The organism is Sorangium sp. So ce1036, from assembly GCF_051369805.1.
Lineage (GTDB): Bacteria > Myxococcota_A > Polyangia > Polyangiales > Polyangiaceae > Sorangium > Sorangium cellulosum_F.
This window is the reverse complement of sequence record NZ_JBBMOX010000001.1, coordinates 1200015-1212338: the sequence shown is the minus strand read 5'-3', so window position 1 is coordinate 1212338 and position 12324 is coordinate 1200015. Positions and strand designations below refer to the sequence as shown.

The 12324-nt window shown below is 72.2% G+C and carries 9 protein-coding genes and 2 tRNA genes; 1 reads left to right on the top strand and 10 read right to left on the bottom strand.

Annotated elements, in window-relative coordinates; all coding sequences use genetic code 11:
* Position 1: 1 nt before the first annotated feature.
* A complete protein-coding gene (locus WMF31_RS04395; protein ID WP_436600726.1) occupies positions 2–862 on the bottom strand; it encodes a tetratricopeptide repeat protein in 861 nt (286 codons plus the stop codon).
* Between the two features lie 117 nt (positions 863–979).
* Here WMF31_RS04395 and WMF31_RS04390 point away from each other — a divergent pair, with 117 nt between their 5' ends.
* A complete protein-coding gene (locus WMF31_RS04390) occupies positions 980–3067 on the top strand; it encodes a peptidoglycan DD-metalloendopeptidase family protein (RefSeq protein WP_436600725.1) in 2088 nt (695 codons plus the stop codon).
* 290 nt (positions 3068–3357) lie between these two features.
* On the opposite strand, the gene rpsI is transcribed toward WMF31_RS04390, so the two are convergent.
* The 9 genes from rpsI to WMF31_RS04345 form a co-directional block, all read right to left on the bottom strand.
* Complete coding sequence (rpsI, locus tag WMF31_RS04385; protein ID WP_436600724.1) at positions 3358–3750, bottom strand: 30S ribosomal protein S9; 393 nt, start codon at positions 3748–3750, stop codon at positions 3358–3360.
* 8 nt (positions 3751–3758) lie between these two features.
* Complete coding sequence (gene rplM, locus WMF31_RS04380; protein ID WP_129353423.1) at positions 3759–4208, bottom strand: 50S ribosomal protein L13; 450 nt, start codon at positions 4206–4208, stop codon at positions 3759–3761.
* Between the two features lie 403 nt (positions 4209–4611).
* Positions 4612–4696: transfer RNA gene (locus WMF31_RS04375), tRNA-Ser, on the bottom strand.
* Between the two features lie 103 nt (positions 4697–4799).
* Positions 4800–4886: transfer RNA gene (locus WMF31_RS04370), tRNA-Ser, on the bottom strand.
* Between the two features lie 112 nt (positions 4887–4998).
* Complete coding sequence (gene guaB, locus WMF31_RS04365; RefSeq protein ID WP_436600723.1) at positions 4999–6450, bottom strand: IMP dehydrogenase; 1452 nt, start codon at positions 6448–6450, stop codon at positions 4999–5001.
* A gap of 94 nt (positions 6451–6544) precedes the next feature.
* Positions 6545–8320 carry an ATP-binding protein gene (locus tag WMF31_RS04360; RefSeq protein ID WP_436600722.1) on the bottom strand — a complete coding sequence of 592 codons (1776 nt, stop codon included), beginning with the start codon at positions 8318–8320 and terminating at the stop codon, positions 6545–6547.
* Between the two features lie 47 nt (positions 8321–8367).
* The gene (gene glmS / locus WMF31_RS04355; protein WP_129353429.1) at positions 8368–10203 is read right to left on the bottom strand and encodes a glutamine--fructose-6-phosphate transaminase (isomerizing); all 1836 of its coding nucleotides are present in this window, start codon (positions 10201–10203) and stop codon (positions 8368–8370) included.
* A 70-nt stretch (positions 10204–10273) separates the two neighbouring features.
* Positions 10274–11557 (bottom strand): MFS transporter, encoded by a 1284-nt coding sequence (locus tag WMF31_RS04350; RefSeq protein WP_436600721.1) that lies wholly within the window; start codon positions 11555–11557, stop codon positions 10274–10276.
* Between the two features lie 292 nt (positions 11558–11849).
* Positions 11850–12254 carry an RNA recognition motif domain-containing protein gene (locus WMF31_RS04345; RefSeq protein WP_436600720.1) on the bottom strand — a complete coding sequence of 135 codons (405 nt, stop codon included), beginning with the start codon at positions 12252–12254 and terminating at the stop codon, positions 11850–11852.
* Between the last annotated feature and the right edge of the window lie 70 nt (positions 12255–12324).

Genomic DNA, 12324 nt, shown 5'->3' with positions numbered 1-12324 from the left:
TTCAGGATCTGCCTTCCCGTGCAGCAGGGTCCGTCTCGGCAGCCGCATCGGCCTTCGTAGTGGACAGGAGGTCTCTCGCGTCGGTGGGGGTCGCCTCCGCGGGCGCGTCCCAGCCCTCGCCGCCGGCGGTGGGCGACGACTCGGCGTCGCCGGGGCGCGCGTTCCGCTGCGCCTCCACCTTGCGAAGGTACATCTTCGCGGTCCTGTTGTCGGGATCGATCGCGAGCGCCTCGCGCCACTCGGCGATCGCCTGATCGGGATCGCCGAGGGAGAGCAGCGTCGCGCCGAGCAGCACGCGCGCGGGCGCGTACCTCGGGTTGGCGTCCCGCGCGGCGGTGTAGTGCTCGCGAGCGAGCGCCAGATTGCCAGCCTCGCGGTACATCGTCCCGAGGCGCAGCTGGAGATCCGCGAACGTGGGGCACAGCGCCACGGCGCGCTCGAGCTCGGCGATCGCTTCCTGGGTGCAGCCCGCGTCGGCATAGGCCTTCGCGAGATCCGCGTGCATGTTGGCGATCTTGCCGCGCGCGAACGGGTCGAGGGCCCCCTTCTCCCCCTTGCCGCTCAGGATGCGGGCGTAGACCAGGCGCGCCGCCTCGTATTTGCCGAGGTCGTTGTAGGTGACGGCGAGGTTCAGCAGCGCTTCCGTGTAATGCTCGTTCAGCTGCACCGCGCGCTCGAAGTGGAGCTCGGCCCCGAGGAAGTCCCCCCGCTCGTGGAGGATGACCCCCAGCATGTTATAGACGTCGGCGAAGCGGTCGGTCTTCTCGAGGATCTGCCGCAGCGCGTGCTCGGCGAGATCGTACTCGCGCCGGTCGTAGTGTTCCCTGCCGAGGACCAGGAGCTGCTTCAGGCGGTCGTCCATGAGGCCGGTTAGCTTACGCGACCGGCGTACGATGCGGTCCGTCTTCCGCGAGATGCCGCGGAGTCCCGCGAGGCCGCGCGGTTGCAACCCCGGCGACGCCTTGGTACGCACGTCGGCGTGCCGAGTGCAGTACCCCAGAACCCATCCGAGGCGTCCGGAGCACCGGACGCCGCGGATCGCTCCGAGGAGCAGCGGAACGGAGCGAGCGGCAGCGCGGTGGAGCGCGGCGCCACGGACTCGCCCGCGGCGCCGCGCGCGGACTCGCCCGCGGCGCCGCGCGCGGACTCGCCCGCGGCGCCGCGCGCGGACATCACGCGCAGCGCCCCCGACGACGAGGCCGGCGACGCGCTCGATGCGCCCGGCAGGCCTGCCTCGCCGCCGCTCACCGCGCCGCTGTCGGCCCCTCGCCGCGAGAGCGCCCCGGCCGCGCCGTGGTCGCGCAGCGGCGATCTCCGCCCGCGCGCGGGGCCCTCGTGGTCGCAGTCGCCCGCCCCACCCCGCCCGCGCGGGGCCGCGCGCTGGTCGAGCAGCGGCGATCTGCGCGCGCTGCCGCCGCGCACGCCGTCGCTCGTCGACGGCCCCCACGCGGCGTCCGGCTCGGCGGAGGGCCCGCGCCTGCCTCCGGGCCTGACCCGTCCCCCGCCGGGTCCGCACCTCTCGCCGCGCTTGACCGCGGTCTTCGGCGGCATCTTCGGCCTCGCGACGCTCACCTCGCTCATCGCCCTGCTGATCCAGGGCGTCCCGGTGCGCGACGAGCGCGCGCTGGTCGCGGCCGGCCCGGCGGGCTCGTCCGCAGGCGCGGATGAGGCCGCGAAGCCCCCGGCCGCGCCCGAGAGCAAGAAAAAGAAGCGCACCCCGCTGCCGAGCCCCTGGCGGATCTCCGAGCTCGCGAAGGATCCGTCGATGCGCCTGGTGAGCGACGTGATGGAGCGCCGGTCGTTCATCATCGCCCTCGACGAGAAGGGCGTGCCCAAGGCGCAGATCTACCGGATCCTGAAGGCGTTCGAGGGGGTGCGGAAGTTCGACAGGTGCGGCCGCAAGGACCGGTTCACGGTCGCGATGGATCGCTCCACCCGCCGCGTCCGCGCCTTCGAGTACGAGGTGTCTTCGAGCGAGATCTACCAGGCGAGGGAGAACGCCGCCGGGTTGCTCTCGGGCACCACGCTCGACATGAAGATCGCCGAGGAGGAGGTCGTCGCCGCGTTCTACGTCGGCAAGGACATCGTCCAGGCCTACCAGTCGGGCGGGCTGGAGGACGGCGTGCTCGACGCGATCGACGAGGCGCTCAGCGGGCGCACGTCGACGGAGAGCTTCGAGGAGGGGAGCACCGTGCGGCTGATCGCCATGGAAGAGACGGCGCTCGGCATGTTTTCCCGGTACAAGAAGATCGTCGCGCTCGAGTACCGGCCCGTGGATCCCGCCGAGAAGCCGCTGCGCATCTACAATTTCACCGGGCAGGAGGCCCGCGGCTACTTCGACGAGCGCGGCCGGCAGCCGTACGCCGGCGGCTGGCGCGCGCCGGTGCCGGGCGCGCCCGTGACGTCGAGGTTCAACCCGAAGCGGATGCACCCGGTGCTCAAGAAGGTCATGCCGCACAACGGGACGGACTTCGGGGCGCCGACGGGGACGCCGGTGTACTCGGCTTACCGCGGCGTGATCGACTGGGTCGGCCCCGCGGGACCGAGCGGCAACCTCGTGACCGTCACGCACCCGAACGGCATCACCACGGGGTACGCGCATCTGTCGAGGTTCGCGCCCGGCATCAAGCCGGGCATGAAGGTGGGCACCCGTCAGCTCGTCGGCTACGTGGGCTCGACCGGTCGCTCGACGGGCCCGCACCTCCACTTCACCGCCAAGAAGGACGGCAAGTACTTCGACGCCGAGACGCTGCAGCTCGACGGGGAGCGCGTGATGCCCGGCGTCGATCGTGCGGCGTTCGCCGCGGCGAAGGAGGCGCTCGACAAGCGCCTCGATGCCATCCCGCTGCCCGAGCCGCCTCCCGAGCCGGTCAAGCCCGAGGTCGCGGAGCCGGCCCCCTCGCCGCCGCCCGCTGCCGCGGGCAGCGACGTCACGGTCTCCACGGCGCCCCGGGTCGGGCCGAGTGGGCCGACCGAGCCCGAAGCTCAACCGCCCGAGGATGCCGGGGACGACGAGGGTGAGCTCATCCAGGGCCCCGATCTGAAGAACCCGCCGAAACCGATGTGACGCCGGACGCATGGCGCCGCGCGGGTGACGCCGCGCGGGCCGCGCGGCGCGCTCGACGGACCGAGGACATCGAGGACGCGACGGGGAGGACCCTCGCGCCCTCGGTGTCCTCGCAGCAACCAGCGGCGCCAGCAGGAACACCGAGCATGCGGGGAAAGGGCCTTCGCGCCCTCGGTGCCCTTGCTACGGTAAAAATGAACACAAAACACCGAGGACGCGACGGGAAGACCCCTCGCGTCCTCGGTGACCTGTGCAGCGGCGCCCGCCCCGCGGGGCGGCGCTCTGGCCTGCTAGCGCTTCGAGTACTGGAAGCGCTTGCGGGCGCCGGGCTGACCGTACTTCTTGCGCTCCTTCTTGCGCGCGTCGCGCGTGAGAAAACCCGCGCGCTTGAGCGACGACCTGCGCTCCGGATCGAGCTCGCACAGGGCGCGCGCGATGCCGTGCCGCATCGCCTCGGCCTGGGCGCTGTGACCGCCGCCGACCACGGTCGCCGTGACGTCGAACTGCTCCACCAGCTCCAGCAGCTCCAGCGACTGCCGCATCACCATCCGCGAGGTCTCGCGGACAAAGTACTCGTCAGCGGGCCGCTGGTTCACCTGGATGGTGCCGGTGCCCGGCGCCAGCCAGACGCGCGCGACGGCGGTCTTCCGCTTCCCAGTGGCGTACGTTCTCGTTTCCGTCATGGCTTTGCTCAGCTGTAGCTAAGGGGCTGCGGCTTCTGCGCCGCGTGAGGGTGGTCGGGACCGGCGTAGACCTTGAGCTTGGTGAGGAGCTCGCGCCCGAGCACGTTCTTCGGGAGCATGCCCTTCACGGCCTTCTGGATGGGGAGCTCCGGCTTGCGCTCGAGCAGGTGTCCGTACGACTCGGAGCGGAAGCCACCCGGGGCGCCGCTGTGCCGCACGTAGTTCTTCTGCTGGAGCTTGCGACCCGTCAGGAGCACCTTCTTGGCGTTCACGACGATCACGAAATCACCGGTGTCCACGTGCGGCGTGAACGTCGGCTTGTTCTTGCCGCGCAGCACCGTGGCGATGCGGCTGGCAAGGCGGCCGAGAGGCTTGCCTTCCGCGTCGATCACCCACCACGTGCGCTCGTTGCGGGCCTCCGCAGGCTTGGCAGAAAAGGACTTGGGCTGAGGATTCATTGGGCGAAAAACTCCGGAAGGGCGCCTGCCAAAAGGGGCGCCACTTCTACAAGGCGGCCCCCCGCCTGTCAAGCATCTAGGGCCATGGATGGGCCATGTTCCCGCGGCTGTCCCGGTCGAGCGCGTTCGCCCGGCTCGCGGAGGATCCCCCGGGGCACGGGCAGCCCCGGCGGACTCGACGAAGGATACCACCACGCCCGTGGGGATCGACGTCATCACGGGCGGTAACAGGCGATGCCCCCTACCCCGTTGCATCGCTCGCTCGAGCGAGTTGCCACGACGCCGCGACAGCCCGCTCACCGACGCGCCGGTCAGAGCGGATGCTCGCAGGTGTTTACGGGCTCTGCTCGCTCAGGAGCTCCGAGGAGCTCACGACCAGGAATCGACGGACTGTGCGGTCCAGCGGAGAGGGCGGGATTCGAACCCGCGGTACGTTGCCGTACACACGATTTCCAGTCGTGCACCTTCGACCACTCGGTCACCTCTCCCGATACTACGTCGACACGCCTCGCTTTGTCGGACCGGCGCCGCTCCCGAGGAGCGGGCGGTCAGAGCCTACCTGGTTCAACGGGATCAAGCAGCCAAGCGTAGCGGAGAGAGCGGGATTCGAACCCGCGGTACCCTTGCGGGTACACCTGATTTCGAATCAGGCACCTTCGGCCTCTCGGTCACCTCTCCGCGGGCGAACATGGCAAAGCGGGGGCGGCCGGTCAAGCATGTCGTGCCATCGACCGCCCCGGCGGTGCGCTTTCATGCTCGGGCCCTGCCCGGCGGCCGGGCCCCGCCGCCGCTAGGTGCGGTAGTTCGGCGCCTCCTCCGTGATGACCACGTCGTGCACGTGGCTCTCGCGGAGGCCCTGCGCCGTGATGCGAACGAAGCGGGAGCGCGCGCGGAGATCGGAGATCGTGGGGCAGCCGGTGTAGCCCATGCCCGACCGCAGGCCCCCGACGAGCTGGAAGAGGATGGCCGAGAGCGAGCCGCGGTAAGGCACCCGCCCCTCGATCCCCTCGGGCACGAGCTTCTCGTCGGCGGCCCCCGCCTGGCCGTAACGATCCTTCGACCCGCGGCGCATGGCGCCGAGCGAGCCCATGCCGCGGTACACCTTGTAGCTGCGGCCCTGGTAGAGCACGCGCTCGCCCGGGGACTCGTCCGTGCCCGCGAACAGCGAGCCGATCATCACGCTGGACGCGCCGGCGGCGATCGCCTTCGTCACCTCGCCGGAGTACTTGATGCCGCCGTCGGCGATGATCGGCACGCCGTGCCGGTCCGCCGCGCGCGCGCAGTCGCTGATCGCCGTGATCTGCGGGACCCCGACGCCGGCGACGACGCGCGTCGTGCAGATGCTCCCGGGGCCGATGCCGATCTTCACGGCGTCCGCGCCGGCGTCGATGAGCGCCTCCGTCGCCTCGGCGGTCGCGACGTTGCCGCCGACGACCTCGACGCCCGGGTGCCGTCGCTTCAGCCTGCGCACCGCCTCGAGCACGCCGACGTGGTGCCCGTGCGCCGTGTCGACGACGAGGACGTCGACGCCGGCGCCGAGGAGCGCCTCGGCGCGCTCGTCGCAGTCCCGGCCGGGGCCGACGGCCGCGCCGACGCGGAGCCGGCAGCTCGCGTCCTTGACGGCGTCCGGGTTCCGATCGGCCTGGAGCAGATCCTTGATCGTGATGAGCCCGACGAGCTTGCCGGCCTCGACGACGAGAAGCTTCTCGATGCGGTGCTGGTGGAGCAGCTCCTTCGCGCGCTCGTTCGAGACGCCGGGCGGCACCGTGACGAGCGCCTTCGTCATCAGCATCCTCACCGGCTGGTCGAGGTTCTTCTCGAACCGGATGTCGCGCGCGGTCAGGATGCCGACCGGGCGCTCGCCCTCCACGACGGGGACGCCGCTGATGCTGTGCTCGCTCATCACGGCGAGCGCGCTGCGCAGCGACTGGTCCGGGCGCACCGTGATCGGCGTCATGATCATGCCGCTCTCGGCGCGCTTGACGCGCTCGACCTCGCGCGCTTGCCGCTCGATCGAGAGGTTCTTGTGCAGGATCCCGACGCCGCCGGCGCGGGCCATCGCGATCGCCGTGCGCCCCTCCGTGACGGAGTCCATCGCCGCGCTGAGCAGCGGGATGTTGAGCTCGAGGTTCCGGGTGAGCCGGGTCCGGACGTCGACCTCGCTCGGCAGCACCTCGCTGTACGCCGGGACGAGGAGGACGTCGTCGAACGTCAGGCACTCGCGGAGCTCGTCGTCCAGCATGCGGACCTCCAGCGCAGCACGCGGACCCCTAGCGCAGGGCGATGTCGTGCGCCACGCCGCCGCGCGCGGCGGGGGAGCCCTGCGCGCCGGCAGATCAGGTCGGGGGAGCGCCCTCCGCGGCCGCCGCTCGCTCGCCCCCGGCGACGCGCTCGCGCTCGGCTGGCGCCGGGCCGCGCGGCCCGCCGTCGCCGTCGGCCCTGAGCGCGGCGCGCGCCGCCGGCGTGCCCGCGCGGGGGAGCCGGATCACGAAGCGAGCGCCCCCGAGCGGCGACTCGAGCACGTCGATGGTGCCGCCGTGATCGACCACGATCTTCTTCACGATGCTCAGGCCGAGCCCGGTGCCGTCGTACCGCGTGGTGACGTACGGATCGAACACCGAGTCGCGCACGGCGGGGTCGATGCCCGGGCCGTCGTCGTCGACCGCGATGAGGTAGCCCTGCCCGTCGACCCGCGCGGAGACGCGGATCTTGCCCCACGGGGCGGCGCCCGGCCGCTCCGCCGCGCCCCCGTCCGGCGCGGCCCGCCGCGCGTCGCGCAGCGCCTGCGCCGCGTTGCGCACGATGTTGCCGAGGGCGCGCCGGAGCATCTCCCGGTCGAGCGCGGCCGGCATGGGGGCGTCCGGCACGTCGAACGCGAGATCGACGCGCCCGAGCAGCGCCTCGTCCGCGGCGAGCTCGCGCCCCGCCTCCTCCACCGCCGCGATGTGCTCGCCCTGCTCGCGCAGGAACTCCGCGAGGTCCACGGGCTCGAGCTCGGCCTGCGGCAGCCGCGCGAAGCTCGAGAACTCCCCGACCAGCCGGCGCAGCGTGGCGACCTCCTCCTCGACGACCTCCAGCGTCGTCTGGAGCAGGCGCTGATACGCGGGGTCGCTCCCCGCGTACCTGCGGTGGCACTCCTCCACGGCGAGCTGGATCGGGGTCAGCGGGTTCTTGATCTCGTGGGCGAGGTGGCGGGCCATCTTCTGCCACTCGCCCATGCGCCTCAGGAACTCGATCCGCGCGCGGCTGCCCTCGAGCTCCTCGAGCATCCGGTCGAAGGCGCGCCCCAGGTCGGCGACCTCGTCGTCGCCCTCGAGCGCCACGCGCACCGAGAGATCGCCCTCCGCCACGGGCCGGGTCGCCGCGGCGAGCCGCGCGAGGCGGTCGACCACGGGCCGCACCACGAGCACGCCCGCGAGCACCGCCAGGACGATCGTCGCGCCGAGCAGCGCGGCGAAGGCGTCGCCGTAGCTCTCGTCGAGGTACTCCTTCCGGTGCTCCCGCTCGAGCGCGTGGTACGCCTGCGCGAACGCCTGCGCCGACTCGAGCTCGTCGAAGCGAGCGCTCGGCGCGGCGAACGTCGCGACCAGGGTCAGCGCGTCGCCGTCGCAGTCGTCGCCGGCCGGCGCGGTCGCGGCGGTCGCCGCCTCGCGGGGCGGGCCGGGGTCGCCGGGGGGGCGGTCGAGCGGCCTCCGGACGGTGAGCGTCTTCTCGCGCGCCGGATCCACCGGGCGGCCGCGCTCCCCGGCGCCGACGAGCTCGCCCCCGCACCGCTCGACGCGGAGGGAGACGAGCGCGGGCTGGGCCGCGATGACGCGCGCGAGCTCGGCGCGGAGGCGCTCCGCGTCCCCGGCGAAGGCGCCCTGGCGCAGCGCGTCCCCCCGGGCGATCGCCTCGGCCTCGGAGCGCATGCCCTGCTTGATGGCGGCCGCGAGCTCGGCGTACACGCCGAGCGCCCTGTCGAGGTGGACGCCGAACTCGGGCTGGAACGCGGTCGCCGACACCCGCGCGATCACCGTCCTGGCGACGACGATGCTGGCGACGAGCGGGATGAGCGCGGTCACGAGGATGGCCGCGACGACCCGCCGCTCCGTTCTGCCGAGGATGCGCATGCGCGCAGCATAGCCGCGCGTGGTGGTCGCGCGCGGGAGGGGAGCCGCTACTCGACGGTGACCGTCTTCGCGAGGTTGCGCGGCTGGTCGACGTCGTTGCCCTTCAGGTTGGCGACATAATAGGCGATGAGCTGGAGCGGGAGCACGGTGAGCAGCGGCCCCACCTCGTCCAGCACCCTGGGGATCCAGACGTGGTGCTGCGCGATCTCCAGGATCGACTCGTCGCCCTTCGTGGCGATCGCGACGACCTGCCCCTCGCGCGCGCGGACCTCCTGCAGGTTGGAGAAGGTCTTGTCGTAGTGCGCGTCGCGCGGGCAGACGACGATCACCGGGAGGTTCTCGTCGATGAGGGCGATCGGGCCGTGCTTCATCTCGCCGGCCGCGTAGCCCTCCGCGTGAGCGTAGGAGATCTCCTTGAGCTTGAGCGCGCCCTCGAGCGCGATGGGGAAGCCGAGGCCGCGGCCGAGGAAGAGCACGTCCTTCGCGTGGACGAGGCGCTTCGCGATGGCGTGCACGTAGTCGGCGTCGCCGAGCACCTCGCGCATGTGGCTCGGGATCTCCCAGAGCGCCTGGAGGATCTCGCGCCCGCGCTCCTGCGACAGCGACTCGCGGCGGCGGCCGAGGTAGACCGACAGGAGGAGCAGCGCGGCGAGCTGCGTCGTGAAGGCCTTGGTCGAGGCGACGCCGATCTCGGGGCCCGCGTGCGTGTAGAGCGCGCCGTCGGAGAGGCGCGGGATCGCGCTGTCGAGCACGTTGCAGAGCGCGAGCACCTTGGCGCCCTGCGCCTTCGCCGCCTTGAGCGCGGCGATCGTGTCGGCCGTCTCGCCCGACTGGCTGATGGCGATCACGAGGTCGTCGGGGAAGAAGATCGGCTCGCGATAGCGCACCTCGCTCGCGAGCTCCACCACGGTGGGGACCCTGGCGAGCTGCTCGATCCAGTAGCGCCCGGCGATGCCGGCGTGGTGGCTCGTGCCGCACGCGACGATGTAGACCCGGCGCAGCTCCCGCGCGAACTCGGGCGTGACGCCGATCTCGGTCGCGTGCACGTCGCCGGCGGCGAGATCGATCCGGCCGCGCAGCGTCGCCTCGACGACGTCGGGCTGCTCGTGGATCTCCTTCAGCATGAAGTGCTTGTAGCCGCCGCGCTCGGCCTGGACGGGGCTCCAGTCGATGCGCTTGACGCGCCGCTCGACCTTCTCGCTGGAGGCCACCGTCTCGATGCGCACGCCGCCCGCGCGGAGCTCGGCGATGTCGCCGTCCTCCAGGAAGATCATGTCGCGGGTGTGCGAGAGCAGCGCGGGGATGTCGCTGCCGCAGAGCATCTCGCCCTCGCCGGCGCCGATGACGAGCGGCGAGCCGTACCGGGCGACGACGATCACGTCGGGCTCGTCGCGCGAGACGACCGCGATCGCGTACGCGCCCTGGACCTGCCGGAGCGCGCCGCGCACCGCCTCGAAGAGCGACCTCGCGCCCTTCTGGAGCTCGCGGTGGACGAGGTGCGCGACGATCTCGGTGTCGGTGTCGGAGAGGAACTTGACGCCCTGGCTCTCCAGCTGCTGCCGGATGGCCACGTGGTTCTCGATGATGCCGTTGTGCACGACGGCCACCGGCCCCGCGGAGTGCGGGTGCGCGTTCACCTCGCTCGGGCGGCCGTGCGTCGCCCACCGCGTGTGGCCGATCCCGGTCGTGCCGTCGAGGGTCCGCTTCTCGAGCGCCTCGCTGAGCTTGATCAGCTTGCCGAGCGTCCGGACGATCTCGATGCCCTTGCCGTCATGAATGGCGATGCCCGCCGAGTCGTACCCGCGATACTCCAGCTTCCGCAGCCCTTCGACGATGATCGGCGCCGCCCTGTTTGCGCCAACGTATCCGACGATCCCGCACATGCTCGCCTCGTTCAGGTAATGCCCGCGCGCGCGCCCACGCGTGCAGCGGAAGGGATAACGTTACTCCCGGCTACTGGGAGCCTGCTGAAAAAACTGCGCTCCCTGACAGCGGGCGCCGGGCCGATCGCGCGAACGTGATGGCCAGGACGAACGCCAGCAATGCCGTGATCGAGGCGACACCGAAGGTGAGGGTGCCGCCTCCGCGCTTGTAAAGCTCGCCCCACGTGAGCATGCCGATGACGGATCCTGCGCCGGCGCTCGCCGAGAAGAGCCCCTGGGCGGTGGCGAGGATCTGGGGGGGAGCGCGCTCCTTCGTGTAGGCGAGGGAGGCGATCCACATCATCGCGAAAGAGACGGCGTGGAGCGGCTGGAGGGCGAGCAGCGCGGGCCAGAAGCGCACGGTCGAGAGCAGCGCCCAGCGGAGCGAGGCGCCCGCGAAGGCGAAGGCGAGCAGCGCGGGCGGCCCGAACCGCCTGAGCAGCGGGCCGGAGGACGCCATGAGCGCGATCTCGCCCGCGACCCCCACGGCCCACGCGATCCCGACGAGCGACTCGGGGAAGCCGACGTCGCGCAGGTGCAGCGTGTAGCAGAGATCGTAGGAGGAGTTCGCGCTCTGGGCCAGGAACGACGCGGCGAGGAACAGGCGGAAGTCGTGGCTCTTCAGGAGGGCGCGGGCGCGCTGCCGCACGGAGCCCGCGGCGGCCGGCGCCCGCGCGGCGCCCTCGTCGCCCTTCGCTTCCGCGCGGCGGCTCCGGCCGAGCCGAGAGGAGGGCGCCTCGCCGTGCGCGGGCAGCGCCCACGAGAGGAGGAACGCGAAGAGCAGCGCGGAGGCGATCGTGGCGGGGAACGCCAGGGGCCGCGCCGGATCGACGAGGGCCCCGGCGAGGATGGCCGTCAGCGCGAAGCTGAGCGATCCCCAGAGCCTGAGCCTGCCGTAGGCGATCCCGGAGCGCTGCGACGTCTCCAGCGCGACCACGTCGGCCATCGTGAACATCGGCGATCGAAAGAACGAGAACGCGAGCGCCGCGGCGAAGAGCCAGGCGAAGCCGAGCGGGTAGCCCAGCGCGGACGCGAGCGCGAGCAGCGAGAACACCGCGCACGCGCCGGCGCAGGCCGCGCGGATCAGCCATACCCGCACGCCGAGCGAGTCGGCGAAGAAGCCGAACACCGGCGGGGCGACGAGGCCCATCGCGGGGAGCGTCGCCGCGATCGCGCCCATCGCGAGCCCGCGGACCCCGCGCGCTTCCAGCCAGCTCGGGAAGAGCGGCAGGTACACGCCCAGCATGACGAAGATGCCGAAGTAATAGAGAGAGATCGCCCGCGGCGATGGCTTGGTATCCGGAGCAGGTGGCATCGGCTGTGAGCTGCCGCTCCCCGTGCGCGAGGGGCGTCCAGCGCGCCGGTCTCTGACGCCGGCGGAGCACAGGAGCAAGCTCTCCGCCCTGCTCGGCTCTCTGGCCTCGGCGCGGATCGCGATGGTGGTCGGGAAGAGCGTGCGCCGCGCCCCGGCGCCCGGCCGCGTGGCGGCGGCGGCCCATGAGGCCGAGGCGTCGACCGAGCGCCTGGCGCTGTCGGACGAGACAGCGCACCAACGAAAACGGCGGCGCCCCGAGGAGAGGCGCCGCCGTGAGATGAGGGCGTTCGGCTCAGTACCGATCGCCGCCGCGGCCGCCGCGACCGCCACGGCCGCCGCCACGGCCGCCGCCGCCGCCACCGTAGCCGCCACGACCGCCGCCGCCGCCGCCGCCGCCGCCGTAACCGCCGCCGCCGTAACCGCCGCCGCCGCCACCACCGCCGCGCTGGACACGCTCCTCCGCCTCGTTCACGCGAAGCGGGCGGCCGTCCATGAGCGCGCCGTTCATCTGCTCGATCGCCTGCTGGGCCTGCTCAGGCGTGCCCATCGTGACGAACCCGAAACCCCGCGACTGCCCGCTCTCGCGGTCGGTCACGATGTGTACATCCGTCACCTCGCCGCTCTGGGCGAACGCTGCCTGCACGGAGGCCTTGGTGGCGGAGAAGGGGAGATTACCAACGTAGAGGCGAGTACCCATGACACTGATTCACTTCACGGCTCTGCGAGATGCGTCACCTTCGGTGCCGAACCATGCCCTGCCGCCCCGA

Coding starts and splice junctions, on each gene's coding strand:
- WMF31_RS04395 (WP_436600726.1), bottom strand. CDS start 862: ATGGACGACCGCCTGAAGCAGCTCCTGGTCCTCGGCAGGGAACACTAC.
- rpsI (WP_436600724.1), bottom strand. CDS start 3,750: ATGACGGAAACGAGAACGTACGCCACTGGGAAGCGGAAGACCGCCGTC.
- rplM (WP_129353423.1), bottom strand. CDS start 4,208: ATGAATCCTCAGCCCAAGTCCTTTTCTGCCAAGCCTGCGGAGGCCCGC.
- guaB (WP_436600723.1), bottom strand. CDS start 6,450: ATGCTGGACGACGAGCTCCGCGAGTGCCTGACGTTCGACGACGTCCTC.
- WMF31_RS04360 (WP_436600722.1), bottom strand. CDS start 8,320: ATGCGCATCCTCGGCAGAACGGAGCGGCGGGTCGTCGCGGCCATCCTC.
- glmS (WP_129353429.1), bottom strand. CDS start 10,203: ATGTGCGGGATCGTCGGATACGTTGGCGCAAACAGGGCGGCGCCGATC.
- WMF31_RS04350 (WP_436600721.1), bottom strand. CDS start 11,557: ATGCCACCTGCTCCGGATACCAAGCCATCGCCGCGGGCGATCTCTCTC.
- WMF31_RS04345 (WP_436600720.1), bottom strand. CDS start 12,254: ATGGGTACTCGCCTCTACGTTGGTAATCTCCCCTTCTCCGCCACCAAG.